Consider the following 22382-nt stretch of genomic DNA (forward strand, 5'->3'; position numbering starts at 1 on the left):
GCTGCGGCGCGCGTGACCGTCCCCGTCTCCGTACGGGCCGCGCGCCCGTTCCCGTACGTGCTGCCGCCCCTTCGGCGTCCCCGCCCTCGTACACGTTGTCGTACCGCGCCGTTACGCTCGGTCCATGGCTCTGACTACGTCCGCCGAAGCACCGCTTCCCGTCGGTGAGGTCTCCCGGCTGATCGGGGGCTGGATCGACCGGCTCGGAGCGATCTGGGTCGAGGGGCAGATCACGCAGCTGTCGCGCCGCCCGGGCGCCGGGGTCGTCTTCCTGACGCTGCGGGATCCCTCGTACGACATCTCCATCGGCGTCACCTGCTACCGCCAGGTCTTCGACTCGGTCGCGGACCTGGTGTCCGAGGGCGCCCGCGTCGTCGTGCACGCCAAGCCCGAGTGGTACGCGCCGCGCGGGCAGCTGTCGCTGCGGGCCGCGGAGATCAAGCCGGTCGGGATCGGCGAGCTGCTCGCCCGTCTTGAGCAGCTGAAGCGGAGCCTGGCGGCCGAGGGGCTCTTCGCGCTCGACCGGAAGAAGCCCCTGCCGTTCCTGCCGCACCTGATCGGGCTCGTCTGCGGCCGGGCCTCGGCGGCGGAGCGGGACGTCCTGGAGAACGCGCGGCGCCGCTGGCCGGCCGTCCGCTTCGAGGTGCGGAACGTCCCGGTGCAGGGCGTGAAGGCGGTCCCGCAGGTCGTCCAGGCGGTGAAGGAGCTCGACGCCCACGAGGACGTGGACGTGATCATCGTCGCGCGGGGCGGCGGCAGCGTCGAGGACCTGCTGCCCTTCTCGGACGAGCAGCTCGTCCGGGCCGTCGCCGACTGCCGTACGCCGGTGGTCTCCGCGATCGGGCACGAGCCGGACTCGCCCCTCCTCGACCTGGTGGCGGACCTGCGGGCCTCGACGCCGACCGACGCGGCCAAGAAGGTCGTACCGGACGTCGGCGAGGAGCTCGACCGGGTGCGCGGGCTGCGGGACCGGGCGCTGCGGACCGTGCGGGGGCTCCTGGAGCGGGAGGAGCGCGGTCTCGCGCACGCCCTCGGGCGGCCCGTCATGGAGCATCCGCAGCGGATGGTCGAGGTCCGCGAGGACGAGGTCGACGCGCTGCTCGCGCGGAGCCGGCGGGTCCTGGGGCACCTCCTGGACCGGGCCGACTCCGAGCTGTCGCACACCCGGGCGCGGGTCAGGGCGCTGTCGCCCGCCGCGACGATGGAGCGGGGGTACGCGGTGCTCCAGCGGGCGGACGGCTCGGTGGTCCGCTCGCCCGATGAGGTCGCGGAGGGCGAGGAGCTGCGGGCGCGGGTCGCCGAGGGCGAGTTCGCGGTGCGGCGCGTGGACGCGGGCGCGGGCGCGGGCCCGGACGGGGCCGGTCCGGCCTGAGCGGGCCCGCATCGGCGAGGACATCGAGAGAGAAGCGGACACACGGAGGTGGAGCACATGGCAGCCGGTACGGAAGAGGCGGCGCTCGGGTACGAGCAGGCGCGGGACGAGCTCGTCGAGGTCGTCCGGCGGCTGGAGGCCGGCGGGACGTCCCTGGAGGAGTCCCTCGCGCTCTGGGAGCGCGGCGAGGAGCTGGCGAAGGTCTGCCGGCGGCGGCTGGAGGGCGCCCGGGCGCGCCTCGACGCCTCCCTGGCGGCGGAGCGGGCGGCGGAGGCGGAGGCGGAGGGCACGGAGGAGTAGCAGCCCTGCCGGGGCTCGCGGCGTCCTTCCGGGATCCGGACGGGGCGTCCCGGCCCGGCATGCCCTGCCGTAGACTCGGGAGTGAAGCGGATCACTATCCGGATGGATTGGTTGAACTTTCACCAATCCTGGGCGTACTGTCGAGGACGTCGCTCGAACTTCCTTGCGGGCGATCCTCTTTTGCAGTCCGGAAGGTACGCAGCATGTCTCTCGCCCTTGACTCCGCCGCCCAGGACCTCCTCTTCCGTGAGGCCCGCACCGCCAACACGTTCACCGACGAGCCGGTGACCGACGAGCAGGTCCAGGCGATCTACGACCTGGTGAAGTACGGCCCGACCGCCTTCAACCAGACCCCGCTGCGCATCACCCTGGTCCGCTCCCCCGAGGCCCGCGAGCGCCTGGTCAAGCACATGGCCGAGGGCAACCAGCCGAAGACGGCGGCCGCACCGCTGGTCGCGATCCTCTCCGCGGACAACGAGTTCCACGAGGAGCTCCCGGCCCTGCTCCCGCACTTCCCGCAGGCCAAGGACATGTTCTTCGCGGAGCGCCCGGTCCGCGAGCAGTCCGCCGTGCTGAACGCCGCCCTTCAGGCCGCGTACTTCATCGTCGGCGTCCGCGCCGCCGGCCTCGCCGCCGGCCCGATGACCGGCCTCGACTTCGCCGGCGTCCAGAAGGAGTTCCTGGACGACGACCACACCCCGCTGATGGTCGTCAACATCGGCAAGCCGGGCGAGGACGCCTGGTTCCCGCGCTCCCCGCGCCTGGCCTACGACGAGGTCGTCACCACCGTCTGACGCCCACGCCGGACCGCACGTACGGGAAGGGCCCCGCACTCACCGAGTGCGGGGCCCTTCCCGTACGTCCCACCTGCCCGTCAGGCCTTCTGCGGCTTGAGCGAGCCCGCCATCTCAGCCAGCCGCTCGAAGGACGCCGTGCCGGTCACGACCGTCGTCGAGCCGCCCTCCGCCCGGACGAGCGCGTCGTACTTCGGCCCCTCCCAGCGCTGCCACACCTGCCCGGCCACCGTCTGGGTCCTTCCGGTGTTCTTCGCCTCGTGCGTCACCTCGGGCACGTACTTGCCCGGGGCCGCCGTCGACTGGTGGATCGCCACGTACTGCGTGTCCGGGGAGAGGAACCCGAGCTGCCAGGCGTCGCTCTTCTCGCGCTTGTACGAGACGACCGTCGCCTTCCAGTCCGCCCCGAGGCCCTCGGGGGCCAGCACCGGATACGGTGCCGCCCGCTGGGCCGTCAGGAGCTCGACGCGGTAGTCCTTCGCCTGGACCGGAGCCGCGCTCTCGTCGTGCGGGATGAAGAGATACATCACTCCCGCAGCGACCATGATCACCCCGAGGGACTGGAACATCCCTCGTACCGTCTGCCTACCTCGCATACCTGCCACGCCCCACATGGTCGCATCATGATGCTCTGCTCAAACGTGGGCCCCTCTGCTCATTTTGTCGACGTACCGATAGAGTCGGAGCACCCTCGTTTTTCCGGCCGTCGCCGTTCCCGGCCGTCGCCGTACAGAAAGGTGCGCTTCGATGACCGAGAGCCATCACCTGCCGCCCGAGCTCGTCGTCTCCCCCGAGGCCCCCGACCGCAACCTCGCCCTCGAGCTGGTCCGCGTCACCGAGGCCGCCGCCATGGCCGCCGGCCGCTGGGTCGGCCGCGGCGACAAGATCGGCGCGGACGGCGCGGCGGTCAACGCCATGCGGACCCTGATCTCCACCGTCTCGATGAACGGCGTCGTCGTCATCGGCGAGGGCGAGAAGGACGAAGCCCCGATGCTGTTCAACGGCGAGCGGGTCGGCGACGGCACCGGTGCCGAGGTCGACATCGCCGTCGACCCGATCGACGGCACCACGCTCAACGCCAAGGGCATGCCGAACGCGATCGCCGTCCTGGCCGCCGCCGACCGCGGCACCATGTTCGACCCGTCCGCGGTGTTCTACATGGACAAGCTGGTCACCGGCCCCGAGGCCGCCGACTTCGTCGACATCAACGCCCCCGTCTCGGTCAACATCCGCCGGGTCGCCAAGGCCAAGAACTCCTCGCCCGAGGACATCACGGTCATGATCCTGGACCGCCCCCGCCACGAGGGCATCGTCAAGGAGATCCGCGAGACCGGGGCCCGGATCAAGTTCATCTCGGACGGCGACGTCGCCGGTTCGATCATGGCCGTCCGCGAGGGCACCGGCGTCGACATGCTCATGGGCGTCGGCGGCACCCCCGAGGGCATCATCTCCGCCTGCGCCATCAAGTGCCTCGGCGGTGTGATCCAGGGCAAGCTGTGGCCGAAGGACGAGGCCGAGCGGCAGAAGGCGCTCGACGCGGGCCACGACCTGGACCGGGTGCTCTCCACGAACGACCTGGTCAGCGGCGACAACGTCTTCTTCGTCGCGACCGGCATCACCGACGGCGAGCTGCTGCGCGGTGTGCGCTACCGCGCCGAGACGGCGACGACGCAGTCGCTGGTCATGCGCTCGAAGTCCGGCACGATCCGCCAGATCGACTCGACGCACCGGCTCTCGAAGCTGCGCGCGTACAGCAAGATCGACTTCGATCGCGCCAAGTGAGCGGCTGAGCAGCCGAGCTCCTGAGCGGAACGGAACGAAGAGGGGCGCCCCCATGTGCGGTGGGGGCGCCCCTTCCCGTACGGGCCGCGACGGGGTCCGCTCCCCCGTCAGCCCGCCTGGGCGATCCGTCCGTCGGTCGCGGACGCCTTCCTGAGCTCCACCTCACGCCGCCGGCGCCGGGCCAGGACCACTCGGCGCTCCGCCGCGGTGAGCCCGCCCCACACCCCGTACGGCTCGGGCTGGAGCAGCGCGTGCTCCCGGCACTCGACCATCACGGGACAGCGGGCACAGACGCGCTTGGCCGCCTCCTCGCGCGCGAGCCGCGCGGCGGTCGGCTCCTTGGAGGGGGCGAAGAACAGCCCGGCCTCGTCCCGGCGGCACACCGCCTCCGCGTGCCAGGGGCCGGCCTCGTCCTCCCGGGCAGGTGTGCGCTGAGGGGGTACGGCGGCGACCTGGAGGGGCTGATGCGGCAGTGGCAGCACGGTCTACTCCTGACGACGGCTTCGCGAGCGAGCGGCGATGCAGCAGCCCTACCCGCTGTGCGCGCGCCTATGCACTGCGTGCCGCGCCGTTCCGCACTGCGGATACCCGTGGGCGAAAACCGGTCACCGACCGACCGGACCGGCTTCGGGCCGGCGCAGGCCGACCGCCGGGTCGGTGGCCGGGCCGGTGGCCGGGTCAGTGACCGAGGTGTTTGCGCAGCTTGCTCTGGAGGTCGGTGATCCACTTGCCGCGCTTGGGCCTCGCCTCGACGTTGCCGAAGACCGAGTAGCCGTTGACGACGACGACCGGGGCCTGCGGGTCGACGCCCTCCAGGGTCACGACCTCGAAGTTGCCGAAGATTCCGCTGCCGTTGCCGCGCAGGCTCACGTTCTCCGGGACCCGCACCTCGACGTTCCCGAAGATCGACGTGGCGTTGATCGTCGTGACGCGCTGCGCGAAGATCGCCTCGGTCAGATCGATCTCGATGTTGCCGAAGAGCGCGAACGCGTTCGTCCTGCGGCTCACCCGCCACCGGCCCTTGCGGGTCGTGCTGGAGAAGATCGCGACCAGGCTGTCCGCCTCGCCGCCGGCATCGGCCGGATCGTCCTCGTACACCGGCTCGGGGTCCCGGCGGGTCCGGGCGCTCGGCAGGTCGCGGACGATCGGCTCCAGCTCTCCCACGGTCTTGGCGCGGTAGACCGCGTCGATCCGGTCCGAGTGCTCCTCGGGATCGATCCGGCCCTCGGCCAGGGCATCCCGGAGGATGTCCGCGATCCGGTCCCGGTCCGCGTCGGACGCCCGCAACGAGCCTCGCGGGTCGGCGAAAGCGGTCTCGGCAGGGGCGGGCTCGGCGGGAGCGGCCGAACGCTGCGGCTGCGGCTGCTTTTCGGGTTCGGGCTTCTTTTCGAGGTCCACGGAGCCAGCCTAGCGAAACGCGATAGATCGCGACCAGTGGGCGGGGCCGGACCCGTGGAGGAAGTACGCGGCGAACCGGCGCGCGGGGGCGGCGGGTTGAGGCCACGCCGACGGAGTCCCGGCACCGCACGCCGGCGACCGCACGCCGCCCGCGGACCGACCGCAAGCCGGCCGCGAGCCGGCCGCGAGCCGGCCGCCGCCCTCCGGAACCCGCCACATCGGCGCGGTCCCGCGTCCAAGTGAGCCTTACCTCACAGGATCGGGGCCGCGGCAGCGTTCTACGCTGGAGTGCGCGCGGCCAATGGAGGCGGCGCTGCTGTCTGCCGAGTGAGGAATGGCCGCCGTCATGCCAGAGTTTGCGTACTCCGATCTGCTCCCCCTGGGAGAGGACACCACGCCCTACCGCCTGGTGACCGCCGAAGGTGTCTCCACCTTCGAGGCCGACGGCCGTACGTTCCTCAAGGTCGAGCCCGAGGCGCTGCGCACGCTCGCCGCCGAGGCGATCCACGACATCCAGCACTTCCTGCGCCCGGCCCACCTGGCCCAGCTCCGCCGGATCATCGACGACCCGGAGGCGTCGAGCAACGACAAGTTCGTCGCGCTCGACCTCCTGAAGAACGCGAACATCGCCGCCGCCGGCGTCCTCCCGATGTGCCAGGACACCGGCACCGCGATCGTCATGGGCAAGCGCGGCCAGAACGTGCTGACCTCCGGCCGTGACGAGGAGGCCCTGTCCAAGGGCATCTACGACGCGTACACCAAGCTGAACCTGCGGTACTCGCAGATGGCTCCCGTGACCATGTGGGAGGAGAAGAACACCGGCTCGAACCTGCCCGCGCAGATCGAGCTGTACGCGACCGACGGCGGCGCGTACAAGTTCCTCTTCATGGCCAAGGGCGGCGGCTCCGCCAACAAGTCCTTCCTCTACCAGGAGACGAAGGCCGTCCTCAACGAGGCGAGCATGATGAAGTTCCTGGAGGAGAAGATCCGCTCGCTCGGCACGGCCGCCTGCCCGCCGTACCACCTGGCGATCGTCGTCGGCGGCACGAGCGCCGAGTTCGCGCTCAAGACCGCGAAGTACGCCTCCGCGCACTACCTGGACGAGCTGCCCACCGAGGGCTCTGCCGAGACCGGCCACGGCTTCCGCGACAAGGAGCTGGAGGAGAAGGTCTTCGAGCTGACGCAGAAGATCGGCATCGGCGCGCAGTTCGGCGGCAAGTACTTCTGCCACGACGTCCGCGTCGTCCGCCTCCCCCGCCACGGCGCGTCGCTGCCCGTCGCCATCGCCGTGTCCTGCTCCGCCGACCGCCAGGCCGTCGCGAAGATCACCGCCGAGGGCGTCTTCCTCGAGCAGCTGGAGACGGACCCGGCGCGTTTCCTGCCGGACACCACGGACGAGCACCTCTCCGAGGAGAGCGACGTCGTCACCATCGACCTGAACCAGCCGATGGACGACATCCTCGCCGAGCTGACCAAGTACCCGGTGAAGACCCGGCTCTCCCTCAACGGCCCGCTGGTCGTGGCGCGCGACATCGCGCACGCCAAGATCAAGGAGCGGCTCGACGCGGGCGAGGAGATGCCGCAGTACCTGAAGGACCACCCGGTCTACTACGCGGGCCCGGCCAAGACCCCCGAGGGGTACGCCTCCGGCTCCTTCGGTCCGACGACGGCCGGCCGCATGGACTCGTACGTGGAGCAGTTCCAGGCCGCGGGCGGCTCGAAGGTCATGCTGGCCAAGGGCAACCGCTCCGGGCAGGTCACCTCCGCGTGCGACGCGCACGGCGGCTTCTACCTGGGCTCGATCGGCGGCCCGGCGGCCCGTCTCGCGCAGGACTGCATCAAGAAGGTCGAGGTCGTCGAGTACGAGGAGCTCGGCATGGAGGCGGTCTGGAAGATCGAGGTCGAGGACTTCCCTGCCTTCATCGTCGTGGACGACAAGGGCAACGACTTCTTCCAGAACCCGGCGCCGGAGCCGACCTTCACGCACATCCCGGTGCGGGGTCCCGGCCTCGGCTGATCCCGCCGGTTTCCGCTGCCTGACAGAGCCCCTGGTCCGTGGGTACGGACCGGGGGCTCTGACCGTCTCCGCTCAGAATCTCGCTACCGACCGGTAGACCTCTCGTTACCTACCGGTCAGTATTGGCCGCGAGCATGTCAACCATTGAGCCGGTAGACCACTCGGGAGCCCCCATGCCCTCCGTACCCCCCACCACCCCCGCGACCACCCGCACGGCAGCCCGCAGGCGCGTCGCCGCCGGCGCCACGGGTGCGCTGGCCCTGACGGCCTGCCTCGTCGTCGGTCCCGCGCCCGCCGCCTCCGCGGCCGACCCGGACACCCACCTGGTGTCGACCGCCGCCCTCGAGGACGTGGACTACGCGACCTGGCGCAAGGACGTGGCCGCCGTCGTCGCCCAGGCCCGCCCGTACATCGAGGAGCGCGCGGAGGACGCCGGCACCGAGAAGCAGGCGATCGTCCTCGACATCGACAACTCCTCGCTGGAGACCGACTTCCACCCCTTCTGGGAGCTGCCGACCCCGGCCATCCCGGAGATCCGCGACCTGGTCGGGGACGCCCACGCCAAGGGAGTGAAGGTCTTCTTCGTCACCGCGCGGCCGGGCATCATCCACTCCCTCACCGACTGGAACCTGAAGCGGGTCGGCTACCCGGTCGACGGTCTGTACGTGCGCTCGCTGCCCGACCTGTTCGCCGAGGTCAGCGCGTACAAGACGGAGAAGCGCGCGGAGATCGAGGCCAAGGGGTACACGATCATCGCGAACATCGGCAACAACACCACCGACATCGTCGGCGGGCACGCCGAGCGCGCCTTCAAGCTGCCCGACTACGACGGCAAGCTCTCCTAGTCGTACGCGGTCGTACGAGGCCGTACGAGGTCGCACACGGTCGTACGCGCCGTCCTACCGCGTGAGGCGGAAGTCCAGCCGCGCGTACTCCCCGTCCTCGGTCGAACGGATCTGGCCGCTCACGTCCTTGAAGTCGCCGGTCCCGCCGGTGACGGCGATGTCGAACGGGGCGGGCTGCTCGGTCTCCGCCGAGAAGGGGAGGATGACCTGGCCGGCGATCTGCCCACCGGGGCCGCCGGTCAGGATGAAGGTGCCCACGCACGTCAGGTCGCCGGGGCTGTCCGGGCCGCCGACCCGCGCCACGGTGCAGCTCACGGCGTCCCGGCCGACCTTCTCGCCGCCCTTGGTCCTGTACAGGTCCTCGGCGAAGGCGAAGGTGTCGCCGACGGCGGGGGCCGGAACACCCTCGCCGGGGTCCTCGGGCCCCTCGGGTTCCTCGACCACGACTTCCCTCGCGTAGAGGGTGAATTCCAGGTCCACGGCCTGGGATGCGGTGGCGGAGGCCGGGGCGGCGGCGGCGAAGGCGACGAGTGCGACGGTGGCTGCGCCGAGCGCACCGGTCCTCCTGAAGCTCCGGGACATGACCTGTCCTCCTCGCGGGTGGCGGTTCTCCCCCTCGGCTCGCTTCATTGTCCGCCTCCGGTCCCGGGGCCGCCCGCCCGCGCGGCTACCCTGACGGCCATGGAACACCCGATACGGATCATGGCCTCGGCCGCCGCCCTGCTGGTCAGCGGGGTGCTGACGGCCGGTTGCGCCGCTCCCGAGCCGCTGCCCGAGGTCACGCAGGGCGCCCGGCCGACCGCGGCGCCGGCCACGGAGGGCACGAAGGACGCGAAGGCCGCGGCCCCTTCCGGTGCGACCCTCGGCGGTGCGGGGTCGGCCTGTGCGCTGCCCGTCTCCTTCGCGCTGGCGGAGGAGTGGGAGCCCGAGGCGATCGAGGACCCCGAGAACCCGGAGTTCGCGGCGCTCACCCGCCAGGGACCGGCCACGGTCCGCTGCGAGGTGGACGCCAAGCCGGCGGGGCACGTCGGTTACCTCCGGGTGTGGACGGCGGGGAAGGCTCCCGCCCGGGCCGCCCTCGAAGGCTTCGTGAAGGCCGAGGAGAAGTCCACCGGCGTCACCTACCGGGAGACGAAGGCGGGCGCCCTGCCCGCCATCGAGGTGACGTACACGGTCGCCGACGAGCTGCTGGAGGAGCCCAAGGAGGAGCGGGCCTTCGCCGTCGCGACCCCGAAGGGGACGGTGATCGTCCACCTCGGCGGGCTCGACACGGCGGAGCACCGGGCGATGCTCCCGGCGTACGAGCTGGCGAAGAGCACGGCGAAGGCGCTCTGAAGGAGCGAAGGCACGTGGAACCGTGGCCCCCCGTCCCGCACCGGACGAGGGGCCACGGCGCCTTCGGGGGCCCTACACGAACTTCTGGTTCGCGGAGCCGTCGCAGTTCTGGAGCCGGACCGGCTCCTTCGCCGCGCCCTGGGCGAGGCAGAGGCCCGTCGCGCCCGCGGGCCGGATGGTGGCGCCGTCACGGACGAACTTCTGGTTGGCGCCGCCGTGGCAGTTCCAGATGATGAGCGCCCTCCCCGCCTGGAAGCCGGAGGCGGGCACGTCCAGGCAGCGGTCCTGGGTGAGTTCCGTGTGGATGCTCCGGCGGGCGGAGTCGTACCACCAGCCCTGGTTGCGGCCGCCGTGGCAGTCCCAGCCGAGCACGCCGGTGTCGTTGGCCGAGGAGGCCGCCTCGACGTCCAGACAGTTGCCGGTGGCCTGGTTCTTCAGCGGTTTGTACGCGTCGTCCCAGGCGACCGGGAAGAGCGTCGGCGTACCCGAGGAGTCGACGTCGGCGCAGCTCGCCTCTCGGAGACCGGAGCCGTAGATCTGCGTGAGGCAGGAGGCGAAGGCGGCGTGTCCTCGCGCGTTGGGGTGGAAGGACTGCCGGACCGAGTTCTCGTCCGGGGTGCCGGGCTTGGAGAGGTCGATGTAGAGACCGCGGGCCCAGGTGTCCTCCATGCAGACCTCGTGGCCGTGGAAGAGCCGCGAGTTGTCGAGGTAGACGGCCCCGGTCGAGGCGGCGGCCCTGCGCATGCCGCGCTCGAAGGCGGGGACGGCGGTGTTGCGGCCCCAGACGGTGTCGGAGTCGTAGCCGAGTCCGCCGCAGACGAGCTTGCCGGGGAAGGAGGGGTTGTCGTGGAAGTCGGGGCCGATGGGGCTGGGGTAGCCCATGACGACGAGCTTGTAGTCGCCGTCGGCGTATCCGGCGTCGCGCATGACGGTCTTGAGGTCGCGCACGGTCTGCTCGACCTTGGGGACGAGCGCGTCGACGCGGGCCTGCCAGCCGGGGGCGTACTTGGGCTCGCAGGCGCCCTGGAGCAGCAGGTAGCGCTGGACGCAGTCGGTCATGACGGGGCCGAACTGCAGGTCGTCGTTGGCTCCGGCGACGAGCAGGACCATCTTGATGCGGGTGTTGCGGGCCTTGACGGCGAGGTTGTCGCTCTGGACGAGCTCGTCGGCGTACTGCTTCGAGCCGCCGATCCGGATGTTCCCGGTGTAGGCGCCGGAGCAGGAGACGTTGAAGGTGAGGTCCGCGGGGATGCCCGTGCGGTGGATGGCGGCGTCGGGCGAGCGGTGGCACCAGTTGGTCGGGCCGTTGGTGGGGGGCTCGTACGTGCCGACGCCCTCGCCGGAGATCTCGCTGTCGCCGAGGGAGATCAGGCCGGTCTTGCGCTGTGCGAGGGGGCGCTCGGCCGGGTCGCCGTAGATCTTGGTGGCCTCGGCGGCCCGGATCGCCTCCAGCTCGGGCGGGAGCGGTACGGAAGCGGTGACCGCCGCCGTGCCGGTGGCGGGGGTGGCTCCGGCGGGGGCCGCCGCGGTCATCGTGCCGAGCGCGGCGGCGGCTGCGGCGACGGCCGCGATGGGCCAGCGGAGTCTGTACCTGGTGCGCTTCATTGCGCCTCCTGGAAGTGGGGTTACCCACGGTTTTTACTGGCCGGTACGCGTGATGGGAATACATCGAACAAGACAAGTGCTCAGCTTTTTCGAGGGGTTGGGGTCGCCCCGACGGGCACAGCCAGGAGGTCGAGGAAGAGATGACGACGAACAGCGCAGCCGACGGGTACCGGATCGAGCACGACTCCATGGGCGAGGTGCGGGTGCCCGCGCACGCCAAGTGGCGTGCGCAGACCCAGCGGGCCGTGGAGAACTTCCCCGTCTCGGGCCAGGGCCTGGAGCGCGCCCACATCGAGGCCCTGGCCCGCATCAAGGCCGCCGCGGCCACGGTCAACGCCGAGCTCGGGGTGATCGACGCGGATCTGGCCGGGGCGATCGTCTCGGCGGCGGCGGAGGTCGCCGAGGGGCGGTGGGACGACCACTTCCCCGTGGACGTCTTCCAGACCGGCTCCGGCACCTCGTCCAACATGAACACCAACGAGGTGATCGCCACGCTCGCCGGCGAGCGGCTCCCCGAGGGCCGGGACGTCCACCCCAACGACCACGTGAACGCCTCGCAGTCCTCCAACGACGTCTTCCCGTCCTCCATCCACATCGCGGCCACCGGCGCCGTCACCCGCGACCTGATCCCTGCCCTCGAACACCTGGCCGCCGCCCTGGAGCGAAAATCGGCCGAATTCGCGACGGTCGTGAAGTCGGGCCGTACGCATCTGATGGACGCCACCCCGGTCACCCTCGGCCAGGAGTTCGGCGGCTACGCGGCCCAGGTCAGGTACGGCGTGGAGCGACTGCGCTCGGCACTCCCCCGGCTCGCCGAACTCCCCCTCGGCGGTACGGCGGTGGGCACCGGAATCAACACCCCGGCCGGCTTCTCCGCGGCCGTCATCGCGGAGGTCGCGCGGGCGACCGGCCTGCCGCTGACGGAGGCCCGCGACCACTTCGAGGCGCAGGGCGCCCGCGACGCCCTCGTGGAGACGTCCGGGCAGCTCAGGACCATCGCCGTCTCCCTCACCAAGATCTCCAACGATCTGCGCTGGATGGCCAGCGGTCCGCGCACGGGCCTGGCGGAGATCAACCTCCCCGACCTCCAGCCCGGCTCGTCGATCATGCCGGGCAAGGTGAACCCGGTGGTCCCGGAGGCCGTCCTGATGGTGGCCGCGCAGGTGACCGGAAACGACACCACGGTGGCGGTGGCGGGCGCGGCCGGGAACTTCGAGCTCAACGTGATGCTGCCGGTGATGGCCAAGAACCTCCTGGAGTCGGTACGGCTCCTGGCCAACGCCTCCCGGCTGCTCGCGGACCGCACGGTCGACGGGATCACCGCCAACGTGGAGCGCGCCCGCGAGTACGCCGAGTCCTCGCCGTCCGTGGTGACCCCGCTGAACAAGTACATCGGCTACGAGGAGGCCGCCAAGGTCGCCAAGAAGTCCCTCGCCGAACGGAAGACGATCCGCGAGGTCGTGCTCGCGTCCGGATACGTCGAGCGGGGCGACCTCACGGTGGAGCAGCTGGACGAGGCGCTCGACGTGCTGCGGATGACGCACCCGTAGGCGAGGGGGCGGCTCGTCCGCGACGGCGGCTGACTCATCCGCGCCCCTCCGTGACCTGTGCCGCAGCGGTGGTGGGAGCGCGCCCCTAAGATCTGCGCATGACAGAGTCGGGCGGCCCTCAGCAGCATTGGGCGCCAGGGGAGCAGATCCTCTGGCGCTACCGCGGCAACGGCACCGGCGCCGTGCACATCTGCCGGCCGGTGACCGTCGTCCAGGACACGCCCGAACTGCTCGCGGTCTGGATGGCGCCCGGCACCGAATGCGTACGGCCGGTGCTGACCGACGGGACGCCCGTGCACGAGGAGCCGCTCGCCACCCGGTACACCGCTCCGCGCACCACGGAGCGGTCGCAGTGGTTCGGCAGCGGCGTCCTCAAGCTGGCCCGGCCCGAGGACCCGTGGTCGGTGTGGCTGTTCTGGGAGCGCGGCTGGCGCTTCCGCAGCTGGTACGTGAACCTGGAGGAGCCGCGGACCCGTTGGTCCGGCGGTGTCGACTCCGAGGACCATTTCCTCGACATCTCCGTCTATCCCGACCACAGTTGGCTGTGGCGGGACGAGGACGAGTTCGCGCAGGCCCAGCGGGCCGGTCTGATGGACCCGGAGCAGGCCGCGCGGGTGAAGGCGGCCGGGTCGCGGGCGGTGGAACAGATCCGGTCCTGGGGGACGCCGTTCGCGGACGGCTGGGAGAACTGGCGGCCCGATCCGGGGTGGCCGGTGCCGCGGTTGCCCGGCGACTGGGACCGCACTCCGGCCCACACGGCCCCGTGAGACCCTTGATGCGCCCCCGGGGTTCAAACGTAGGATCGTCCTCCGCACGGCAGAAGCGGATCGAACAGCACGTCAGACCGACCGAAGACCACGTCAACGACCGATCACAGCACAGGACCTGACCGCAAGTCATCCACGAGGGGGAGAGCAGTGCCGGACGTGCGCCCGGGTGTTCCGACCCCTGCCGTTGCCGCCGCTCGCGGAACGTCCACATCCGCTGCATACGAGGGGTTTATCCCTACCGAAGGCGCGGCATCGGCGAGAAGAGCGAGTGCATCGCACCACCGGCCCGGACGGACGGAATCCCACGCGTGACGGAGCATCCCACCTCCCACGAAGGCCGACAGCCGCTGGCTGCCCGGCCGCAGGAACGCGCGCGCCCTCGCCAGGAGGCGGCGGCCGCCGGCCTGCCCTCCGACGTGCCCGCCCAGCCGGGCGGACCGGCGGACCGGACGGCGACGGCCGCCGGCACGGACACACCGGCGGCGACCGGCGCCCCCGCGACGGCGAGATCGGCGGGCCCGGAAGGCACGGCGGGAGCGTCCGGCACCTCCGGAGCGCCCGGCTCGTCCGCCCCCACCACCTCTCCCCACTCCCCCGGCTCTCCCGCCGAGGCGGCCGGCGTCGGGGCCGATGCCCGCGGAACCGGGGCCGGGGCCGGAGCCGTGGCCGTCGCCGTGGCCGCGCAGAACCCCGGCGCGGGCCGCGGTCCCGAGGGCGCCGCGCGCCGCGAGGGCGAGCGACTGCGGTTCGTCGGGGCCGCGACCCGCCGGATCGCGCGCGGACTCGACCTCGACGAGATCGTGCTGGGCCTGTGCCGGGCGACCGTGCCCACCTTCTCCGACGAGATCCTGGTCTATCTGCGCGATCCGCTGCCGGTGGGCGACGAGCGCCCGGTGGCGCCGTTCGTCCTGCGGCTGCGCCGCACCGACCGGCTCCGGTTAAGCGAACTGGAGGGCGAGGAGCTCGTCCTCGTACCCGATCCGGATCCGACCCCCGCGGCCGAACTCTGCGAGGTGCGGTCCGGTGGTGCTCTCGCCGAGGTACTGCGCGGCGTGCGGCCGGTGTTCGGCGACTCCGCCGCCGCCAAGGCCGCGCTGACCGAGCTCCTCGGCCCCGAGCATCCGCTGCCCGGCGGGCTGCGGGCGGTCCTCGCACCGCTGCGCGGCCGGCGCCGGGTGATCGGCGCGGCCGTCTTCCTCCGCCGTCCCGAGCGGTCCGGTTTTGAGCCGAACGACCTGCTCGTCGCGGCGCAGTTGGCGACGCACACCGCACTCGGCATCGACAAGGCCGTCCTGTACGGCCGTGAGGCGTACATCGCGGACGAGCTCCAGCGGACGATGCTGCCGGACTCCCTCCCGCAGCCCACCGGTGTCCGGCTCGCCTCGCGCTACCTCCCGGCCGCCGAGACGGCCCGGGTCGGCGGTGACTGGTACGACGCGATCCCGCTGCCCGGCAGCAGGGTCGCCCTGGTCGTCGGCGACGTCATGGGCCACTCCATGACCTCGGCGGCGATCATGGGGCAGCTGCGGACCACCGCACAGACCCTGGCCGGGCTCGACCTGCCGCCGCAGGAGGTCCTGCACCACCTGGACGAGCAGGCGCAGCGGCTGGGCGAGAACCGGATGGCCACCTGTATGTACGCGGTGTACGACCCGGTCTCGCACCGGATCACCGTGGCCAACGCCGGGCATCCGCCGCCGATACTGCTCCACCTCGGCGGGCGCGCCGAGGTGCTGCGGGTGCCGCCAGGCGCCCCGATCGGGGTCGGCGGCGTCGACTTCGAGGCGGTCGAGCTGGACGCCCCGGCGGGCGCGACGCTGCTGCTCTACACGGACGGTCTGGTGGAGTCCCGGCTGCGGGACGTCTGGACCGGGATCGAGCAGCTGCGGGAGCGTCTCGCGGCGACCGCGCAGCTGACGGGCCCGGACCACTCGCCGCCCCTTGAGGCGCTGTGCGACGACGTCCTGGACATGCTGGGTCCGGGCGACCGGGACGACGACATCGCGCTGCTCGCGGCCCGGTTCGAGGGGATCGCGCCGAGCGACGTGGCGTACTGGTTCCTGGAACCGGAGGACGCGGCTCCGGGGCGGGCGCGGCGGCTCGCCCGGCGGGCGCTCGCCCGCTGGGACCTGGAGGAGCTGACGGACTCGGTCGAGCTGCTGATCAGCGAGGTCGTGACGAACGCCGTGCGGTACGCGGAGCGGCCGGTGACCCTGCGGCTGCTCCGGACGGACGTGCTGCGCTGCGAGGTCGGCGACGACTCGCCCCAGCTGCCACGGCAGCGGCGGGCCCGGGACACGGACGAGGGCGGTCGCGGTCTGTTCCTGGTGAACCGGCTGGCCAGGCGGTGGGGGGCGACGCGTCTCTCGGGCGGCAAGGTCGTCTGGTTCGAACTGGCCACGCGCGGCTGAGCGAGACGTAGATCGGCGATGGCCGGACCCCTGTGGGGTCCGGCCATCGCCGATCTACGGTCTCGCTCTCACCGGTTCGGGCGCCCGGTGGTGGTGTCACCGGTCTGCTCCGGGTCCGGGTCCGGCGGCTGGATGGTCGTCGGGTCGGTCGTCGGCGGCTTGGCCGTCGGCGGCGGCGTGGTCGGATCCTGGGTCGGCGGCGTGGTGACCGGATCGCGCGTCGGCTCCGGCGGCGTGGTGACGGGGTCGCGGGTCGGCTCCGGCGGCGTGGTGGCCGTCGAGGTCGGCGGGGGCGTCGGGTCCGGGGACGCGGTGGTCGGCTCCTCCGTCGGCTCCTCCGTCGTCGGGGTGGTCCCGGTGGGCTCCGGGTCCGGCACGTAGGAGCCCGAGCCGTCGGTCTCCAGGTCGAAGGTGGCGTCGGAGCCGCCGCCGAGTGCGCTGGTGGTGTAGTCGCCCCAGATCTGCGCGGGGGTGCGGCCACCGTTGGCGCGGCCCTGGTTGATGGTGTCGGTCAGGGTGACCTGGTTGCCCTTGCTGTCCTCGCCGAAGAGGCCGACGGCGGTGACGAGTTCGGGGGTGTAGCCCACGAACCAGGCGGAACGGTTGTTCTCGGAGGTGCCGGTCTTGCCCGCGGCCTGGTAGTCGCCGGCGGCGCGGAAGCCGGAGCCGCTCTGCACGACGCCCTGCATGGCCTTGGTGACGGTGTCGGCGGCCTCGCGGCTGATGACCTGGCTGCCGATCGCGTCCACGGGGTCGAGCTTGCGGTCCTTGTGCGTGGCGGCCTTCACCAGGGTCGGGGTGACCCGCTTGCCGTGGTTGTCGAGCGTGGCGTACACGCCGGCCATGTCCATGGTCGAGGCGCCCATGGTGCCGAGGGACATGGCCGGGGTCGTGCCGAAGTCCTGGCCGTCCTTCATGCCGAGGGCGAGGGCGGTCTCCTTGGTCTTGGCCGGCGTGACGTCGACGATCATCTGGGCGAAGACCGAGTTGATGGACTTGTTGGTGGCCTTCTGGACGGTGACGGGGCCGTAGCTGTAGTCGTCCTCGTTCTCGGGCGCGAAGTCGATGTCGCTGCCGACGACCTTCCGCTGGCTGTTGCCGTCGTAGATCGTGCCGAGACCTATGGTCTGCCCGTCCTGGGTCTCCGCCATGTTGTCGAGGGCGGAGGCGAGGACGATCGGCTTGAAGGTCGAGGCGGGCTGGTAGTCGCGGCGGGTGGCGTTGGACATCCAGTGCTCGGTGGCGCCGACGCCGCCGTACATCGCGACGACCGCGCCGGTCTTCGGGTCGACGGAGGTGGCGCCGGCCTGGACGGTGGCCTGCTTCTTGTCGCCCTTGCGGTCGAGCTTGGCCTCCAGCTGCCGGTCGACGGCCTTGACGAGGTCCTTCTGCTTCTTCTCGTCGATGTTGAGGGTGATCGTCCAGCCGCCGGCCTTGATGTCCTCCTCGCTGATGCCCTGGCGCATCAGCTCCTGGTTGGCGGCCTCGACGATGTAGCCGGTCTGGCCCTCCATGCCGGGGGCGGGCTTGGGCTTCTGCGGCACGGGGAACTTCAGGCCGGCGCGCTCGGTCTGCGAGAGCCAGTCCTCGCCGACCATGTTGTCGAGGACGTAGTTCCAGCGCTCCTCGACGAGCTTGCGGCCGGTGGCGCTCGCGGAGGTCCAGTCGTACTGGTTGGGCGCCTGGAGCAGCGAGGCGAGGTAGGCGCCCTGGGCGGTGGTGAGCTCGGTGGCGTCGACGCCGTAGTACGCGCGGGCGGCGGCCTGGATGCCGTAGGCGCTTCGCCCGTAGTAGCTCGTGTTCATGTACCCGGCGAGGATCTCGCTCTTGCTCGTCTCCTGGTCGACCTTGACGGCGATGACCATTTCCTTGAGCTTGCGCGTCGCCGTCTGGTCCTGGCTCAGGTAGAAGTTCTTGACGTACTGCTGGGTGATGGTCGAGCCACCCTGCTTGCCCTGGCCGGTGAGGGTCGACCAGGCGGCGCGCGTGGTGCCCTTGATGTCGACGCCGTTGTCCCGGTAGAAGCTCTTGTTCTCGGCGGCGACGAAGGCCTTCTGGACCGGCTCGGGGATCTTCTCCAGGCCGACGATCTCGCGGTTGATCTGGCCGGTGCGGGCGAGGATCTTGCCGTTGGCGTACTTGTAGATGTTGCTCTGCATGGTCGCCTCGGCGTTGGCCGTCGGCACGGGGACCATGAGGTAGACGACGTACAGGGCGCCCATGGCGAGCAGGCAGAACACGAAGAAGGTGCCCAGGAGCTTCTTCCAGGAGAAGAAGCGGCGTATGCCGCGTCTCTTCGCCTTGCTCTTGTCCGGTCGGCCCATGGGTCCTGTCGCTCCAGTCGTCGTGTGTCTCGGCGCCTCGACGCTGTCTTCGTCCACGTCGGATCAGCTCAGCAAGCTAACACCGACGATGCAGACAAAGGGCAACCGATCACGCCTTTTCCGGACGTGAGAATCAGCACCCACCCCCAGAGGAACCGACGCTCGAATGAGCCCGATGGTTGCGTCGCCGGAGCCGCCGAACCGCGCGCGACCGGCGGTTCCCCTCTCCGTCCCGTCACTATGCACACTGCGTATACACCCCGTGTACAGTGACGCCCATGTCCATCGGTCACACCCTTCTGGGGCTCCTGGAATCCGGACCGCGCCACGGCTACGACCTCAAGCGCGCGTTCGACGAGCGGTTCGGCCACGACAGGCCCCTGCACTACGGCCAGGTCTACTCGACCATGTCCAGGCTCCTGAAGAACGGCCTGGTGGTCGTCGAGGGAGTCGAGGCCGGCGGCGGGCCCGAGCGGAAGCGGTACGCGATCACCGAGGCCGGCATCACCGATGTCGCCGCCTGGCTCGCCACCCCCGAGAAGCCCGAGCCGTACCTCCAGTCCACGCTCTACACCAAGGTCGTCCTGGCGCTGCTCACCGGCCGCGGGGCCGCCGAGCTCCTCGACACCCAGCGCTCCGAGCACCTGCGGCTGATGCGCGAGCTCACCCGGCGCAAGAAGGACGGCGACCTCGCCGACCAGCTCATCTGCGACCACGCTCTCTTCCACCTGGAGGCGGATCTGCGCTGGCTGGAACTGACCGCCGCCCGCCTCGACCGGCTCGCCGAGGAGGTCCGCCGATGACCACGGCTCCGCTCCACCAGGACTCCCGGGTCCCGCTCCTCCGGGCCACCGGCCTCGACAAGTCCTACGGCTCCACCCCGGCGCTCGCGGGCGCCGACTTCTCCCTCCGCGCCGGCGAGGTCGTCGCCGTCATGGGACCCTCCGGCTCCGGCAAGTCCACGCTGCTGCACTGCCTGGCCGGAATCGTGCGCCCCGACGCGGGCACGATCAGCTACGACGGCCGCGAGCTCACCGCGCTCTCCGACACCGCGCGCAGCGCCCTGCGCCGTACCGACTTCGGCTTCGTCTTCCAGTTCGGCCAGCTCGTCCCCGAGCTGACCTGCGTCGAGAACGTCGCCCTCCCGCTCCGCCTCAACGGCGAGAAGCGGAAGGCCGCCGAGGCCCGGGCCGTCGAGTGGCTGGCCCGTCTGGAGGTCGACGACACCGCGGCCAAGCGCCCCGGCGAGATATCCGGCGGCCAGGGCCAGCGCGTCGCCGTCGCCCGCGCGCTCGTCACCTCCCCGCGGGTGATCTTCGCCGACGAGCCGACCGGCGCGCTCGACTCCCTCAACGGCGAGCGGGTCATGCGACTGCTCACCGACGCCTCCCGGGACACCGGCGCCGCCGTCGTCCTCGTCACCCACGAGGCCCGGGTCGCCGCCTACTCCGACCGCGAGATCGTCGTACGGGACGGTTCCGTCCGGGACGCGGAGTGGGCGGCATGAGCCTCGCCACCTGGGCCCGCGACCTGGCGCTCGGTGCCCGGTTCGCGGTCACCGGCGGCCGTCCCGGCCTCCTCCGCACCCTGCTGACCGCGACCGGCGTCGGCTTCGGCGTGGCCCTGCTGCTCCTCGCGGTCTCCCTGCCCGACATGCTCTTCCAGCGGGAGGTACGGGAGTCCGTCCGCGCCGTCGACGGCAGCGAGCAGATCGACTCCCCCCGCGCCGACTCCTTCCTCCATCTCGGCCGGGCCACGACCTACCGGGACGACGTCGTCACCGGACTCCTGGTGACCCCCGAGGGCGACGCGCCCCCGGTCCCGCCGGGCACCGCGAAGCTGCCGGCCGTCGGCGAGATGGCCGTCTCCCCGGCACTCCGCGAGCTGCTCGACTCCCCCGAGGGCGCCCTGCTCAAGGAGCGGCTCCCCTACAAGGTCACCGGGACGATCGGCCCGGCCGGTCTGATCGGGCCGGCCGAGCTGCGGTACGTCGCACGGGTCGACTTCCTCACCGCCGACAACTACGACGGGCGCGGCACGCGCTACGGCTGGTCGGTGCCCGAGGAGCCGATGAACGCGTTCCTCATCCTCCTCGTCATCGTCGCCTGCGTCGTCCTGCTCCTGCCGGTGCTCGTCTTCGTCGCGACCGCCGTGCGCTTCGGCGGCGAGCAGCGCGACCGGCGGCTCGCGGCGCTGCGGCTCGTCGGCGCGGACACGGCGATGACCCGCCGGATCGCGGCCGGCGAGTCCCTCGCGGGCGCGCTGCTCGGCCTCCTGGCGGGTCTCGGACTCTTCGCCGTGGCCCGGCAGTTCGCGGGCGCCTTCACCATCTGGGACGTCAACGCCTTCCCGTCCGACGTCGTGCCGATGCCCGCGCTCGCCGTGCTCGTCCTCGCCGCGGTCCCGGTCTCCTCGGTCGTGGTCACGCTCTTCGCGCTGCGCGGGGTGGTGATCGAGCCGCTCGGCGTCGTACGCGTCTCCACGCCCCGGCGCCGCAGGGTGTGGTGGCGGCTGCTGATCCTGGCCGCCGGTGCGGCCCTGCTCGTCCCGCTCATCGGCCAGGTCCAGGTGACCGAGACCAGCGTCGACAGCGTGGGCCTCGTCGCGGGCACCACGCTCGCCCTGATCGGTCTCACGACGCTCCTGCCCTGGCTCGTCGAAGCCTTCGTGAAGCGGCTCCACGCGGGCCCCGTGGCCTGGCAGCTGGCCGTCCGCAGGCTCCAGCTGAGCAGCGGCACCGCGGCCCGTGCGGTCAGCGGCATCGTCGTCGCCGCCACCGGGGCGATCGCGCTCCAGATGCTCTTCCAGTCCATGGAGCAGGACTTCACGCAGCTCACGGGCGAGGACACCTCCCGCGCCCAGATCGTGGTCGGCGCCGACGCCAGGAACGCCGACGAGGCCCGCGGGATGATCGACCGCATCGCGCGGACCGAAGGCGTCGCCCGCGTCATCGGCGTCACCGAGTCGAACGTCTGGAGGCCCGGCCCCCTGAAGGGCTCCGAGGAGTTCGCCCCGTCGGCCTCGCTCAGGGTCGGCGACTGCGCCTCCCTCGGGGAGTTCGCCACCCTCCCCTCCTGCAAGGACGGCGACGTCTTCGTCTTCCTCGCGCACGGCGCGCAGGGCAATCCGGACGACTCCCACGTCACCGCCGCCGCGCGGCCCGGAGCCACGGTCGCCCTGCGCGACCCGCACCCGCACCCGAGCGCCCCGAAGCCCCCCAAGGGCACGCCGATGCCGCAGTGGCAGATCCCCACCACGGCCCGGATCGTGGACTCGCGCCCGGACCCGACGGGCATGTACCGGTACGGCGTCCTCGCCACCCCGTCGGCGATCGACACCGGACTCCTCGACGAGCCCGACGCGCAGGCCATGGTCCGGCTCGACCCGGCCGTGCCGGACGCCGCCGACCACGTACGGAACACGGCGGCGGCCATCGACCCGACGTCCTGGGTCCGCGACCTGAAGGACACCCAGCGCGATGCCGCGTTCTCCAGCGTCCGCACCGGCATCCTGGTCGGCTCCACGCTGACGATGCTGCTGGTGGCGGCCTCGCTGCTGGTCTCGACCCTGGAGCAGCTCAAGGACCGCAAGCGGCTGCTCTCCTCGCTCGTCGCCTTCGGCACCCGACGCTCGACCCTGAGCTGGTCGGTCCTGTGGCAGACGGCGGTCCCGATCGTCCTCGGTCTCGTCCTCGCCGTGGCGGGCGGGCTCGCCCTGGGCGTCGTCCTGCTGAAGATGGGCGGGCAGCGGGTCCAGGACTGGTGGGCCTTCCTGCCGGTCGTCGGGATCGGACTCGCGCTCATCGCGGCCGTGACGCTCCTGAGCATGCCGGTCCTGTGGCGCCTGATGCGGGCGGACGGGCTGCGCACGGAGTAACCC

At 71.7% G+C, this 22382-nt stretch carries 19 protein-coding genes; 13 read left to right on the top strand and 6 right to left on the bottom strand.

Features of this window, described 5'->3' with window-relative positions; translation table 11 throughout:
* Positions 1-124 precede the first annotated feature (124 nt).
* The 3 genes from xseA (at position 125) to DEJ46_RS13695 (ending at position 2466) form a co-directional block, all read left to right on the top strand.
* Positions 125-1372, top strand: a complete 1248-nt coding sequence (gene xseA, locus DEJ46_RS13685; RefSeq protein WP_150266448.1) for an exodeoxyribonuclease VII large subunit — start codon at positions 125-127, stop codon at positions 1370-1372.
* Between the two features lie 57 nt (positions 1373-1429).
* Entirely contained in the window at positions 1430-1672 is a 243-nt protein-coding gene (locus DEJ46_RS13690; RefSeq protein WP_150266450.1) for an exodeoxyribonuclease VII small subunit, read from the top strand.
* 203 nt (positions 1673-1875) lie between these two features.
* Entirely contained in the window at positions 1876-2466 is a 591-nt protein-coding gene (locus DEJ46_RS13695; RefSeq protein WP_150266452.1) for a malonic semialdehyde reductase, read from the top strand.
* A gap of 80 nt (positions 2467-2546) precedes the next feature.
* Here DEJ46_RS13695 and DEJ46_RS13700 read toward each other — a convergent pair whose 3' ends face one another.
* Entirely contained in the window at positions 2547-3080 is a 534-nt protein-coding gene (locus DEJ46_RS13700; RefSeq protein ID WP_190622623.1) for a DUF4245 domain-containing protein, read from the bottom strand.
* Positions 3081-3213: 133 nt separating this feature from the next.
* Here DEJ46_RS13700 and glpX point away from each other — a divergent pair, with 133 nt between their 5' ends.
* On the top strand, positions 3214-4248 hold the full coding sequence (gene glpX, locus DEJ46_RS13705; RefSeq protein WP_024760872.1) for a class II fructose-bisphosphatase: 1035 nt from the start codon (positions 3214-3216) through the stop codon (positions 4246-4248).
* Positions 4249-4355: 107 nt separating this feature from the next.
* Here glpX and DEJ46_RS13710 read toward each other — a convergent pair whose 3' ends face one another.
* Together DEJ46_RS13710 and DEJ46_RS13715 are read right to left on the bottom strand one after the other, a co-directional pair.
* A complete protein-coding gene (locus tag DEJ46_RS13710) occupies positions 4356-4730 on the bottom strand; it encodes a WhiB family transcriptional regulator (protein WP_055641534.1) in 375 nt (124 codons plus the stop codon).
* Positions 4731-4926: 196 nt separating this feature from the next.
* Positions 4927-5646 (bottom strand): DUF1707 domain-containing protein, encoded by a 720-nt coding sequence (locus DEJ46_RS13715; protein WP_150266455.1) that lies wholly within the window; start codon positions 5644-5646, stop codon positions 4927-4929.
* A gap of 346 nt (positions 5647-5992) precedes the next feature.
* On the opposite strand from DEJ46_RS13715, the gene DEJ46_RS13720 reads away from it, so the two are divergent.
* Positions 5993-7663 carry a fumarate hydratase gene (locus DEJ46_RS13720; protein WP_150266457.1) on the top strand — a complete coding sequence of 557 codons (1671 nt, stop codon included), beginning with the start codon at positions 5993-5995 and terminating at the stop codon, positions 7661-7663.
* Positions 7664-7836: 173 nt separating this feature from the next.
* Positions 7837-8508: an HAD family acid phosphatase gene (locus tag DEJ46_RS13725; protein WP_150266458.1), complete on the top strand. Its 672-nt coding sequence runs from the start codon at positions 7837-7839 to the stop codon at positions 8506-8508.
* A 54-nt stretch (positions 8509-8562) separates the two neighbouring features.
* Here DEJ46_RS13725 and DEJ46_RS13730 read toward each other — a convergent pair whose 3' ends face one another.
* Positions 8563-9090 (bottom strand): hypothetical protein, encoded by a 528-nt coding sequence (locus tag DEJ46_RS13730; protein WP_150266460.1) that lies wholly within the window; start codon positions 9088-9090, stop codon positions 8563-8565.
* 99 nt (positions 9091-9189) lie between these two features.
* Between DEJ46_RS13730 and DEJ46_RS13735 the strand changes: the two genes are divergently transcribed.
* Complete coding sequence (locus DEJ46_RS13735) at positions 9190-9843, top strand: lipoprotein (protein ID WP_150266462.1); 654 nt, start codon at positions 9190-9192, stop codon at positions 9841-9843.
* Positions 9844-9915: 72 nt separating this feature from the next.
* On the opposite strand, the gene DEJ46_RS13740 is transcribed toward DEJ46_RS13735, so the two are convergent.
* Positions 9916-11448 (bottom strand): ricin-type beta-trefoil lectin domain protein, encoded by a 1533-nt coding sequence (locus DEJ46_RS13740; RefSeq protein ID WP_150266464.1) that lies wholly within the window; start codon positions 11446-11448, stop codon positions 9916-9918.
* 140 nt (positions 11449-11588) lie between these two features.
* On the opposite strand from DEJ46_RS13740, the gene DEJ46_RS13745 reads away from it, so the two are divergent.
* From DEJ46_RS13745 to DEJ46_RS13755, 3 genes are all read left to right on the top strand, one after another.
* On the top strand, positions 11589-12998 hold the full coding sequence (locus DEJ46_RS13745; RefSeq protein ID WP_150266466.1) for a class II fumarate hydratase: 1410 nt from the start codon (positions 11589-11591) through the stop codon (positions 12996-12998).
* A 98-nt stretch (positions 12999-13096) separates the two neighbouring features.
* A complete protein-coding gene (locus tag DEJ46_RS13750; protein ID WP_150266468.1) occupies positions 13097-13765 on the top strand; it encodes a DUF402 domain-containing protein in 669 nt (222 codons plus the stop codon).
* A gap of 311 nt (positions 13766-14076) precedes the next feature.
* Positions 14077-16179: an ATP-binding SpoIIE family protein phosphatase gene (locus DEJ46_RS13755; protein WP_150266470.1), complete on the top strand. Its 2103-nt coding sequence runs from the start codon at positions 14077-14079 to the stop codon at positions 16177-16179.
* A gap of 68 nt (positions 16180-16247) precedes the next feature.
* Here DEJ46_RS13755 and DEJ46_RS13760 read toward each other — a convergent pair whose 3' ends face one another.
* The gene (locus DEJ46_RS13760; protein ID WP_150266472.1) at positions 16248-18503 is read right to left on the bottom strand and encodes a transglycosylase domain-containing protein; all 2256 of its coding nucleotides are present in this window, start codon (positions 18501-18503) and stop codon (positions 16248-16250) included.
* A 278-nt stretch (positions 18504-18781) separates the two neighbouring features.
* On the opposite strand from DEJ46_RS13760, the gene DEJ46_RS13765 reads away from it, so the two are divergent.
* Genes DEJ46_RS13765 through DEJ46_RS13775 form a run of 3 tightly spaced genes read left to right on the top strand, consistent with a single transcriptional unit; the run spans position 18782 to position 22379 of the window.
* Entirely contained in the window at positions 18782-19306 is a 525-nt protein-coding gene (locus DEJ46_RS13765; RefSeq protein ID WP_150266474.1) for a PadR family transcriptional regulator, read from the top strand.
* Positions 19303-20010 (top strand): ABC transporter ATP-binding protein, encoded by a 708-nt coding sequence (locus tag DEJ46_RS13770; protein ID WP_150266476.1) that lies wholly within the window; start codon positions 19303-19305, stop codon positions 20008-20010. The genes DEJ46_RS13765 and DEJ46_RS13770 overlap by 4 nt, the downstream gene beginning before the upstream one ends.
* Positions 20007-22379 carry an FtsX-like permease family protein gene (locus DEJ46_RS13775; RefSeq protein ID WP_150266478.1) on the top strand — a complete coding sequence of 791 codons (2373 nt, stop codon included), beginning with the start codon at positions 20007-20009 and terminating at the stop codon, positions 22377-22379. The genes DEJ46_RS13770 and DEJ46_RS13775 overlap by 4 nt, the downstream gene beginning before the upstream one ends.
* The last annotated feature ends 3 nt before the right edge of the window (positions 22380-22382 follow it).

Origin of the sequence: Streptomyces venezuelae (assembly GCF_008642375.1) — a bacterium.
In the GTDB taxonomy this organism is placed as follows: domain Bacteria; phylum Actinomycetota; class Actinomycetes; order Streptomycetales; family Streptomycetaceae; genus Streptomyces; species Streptomyces venezuelae_G.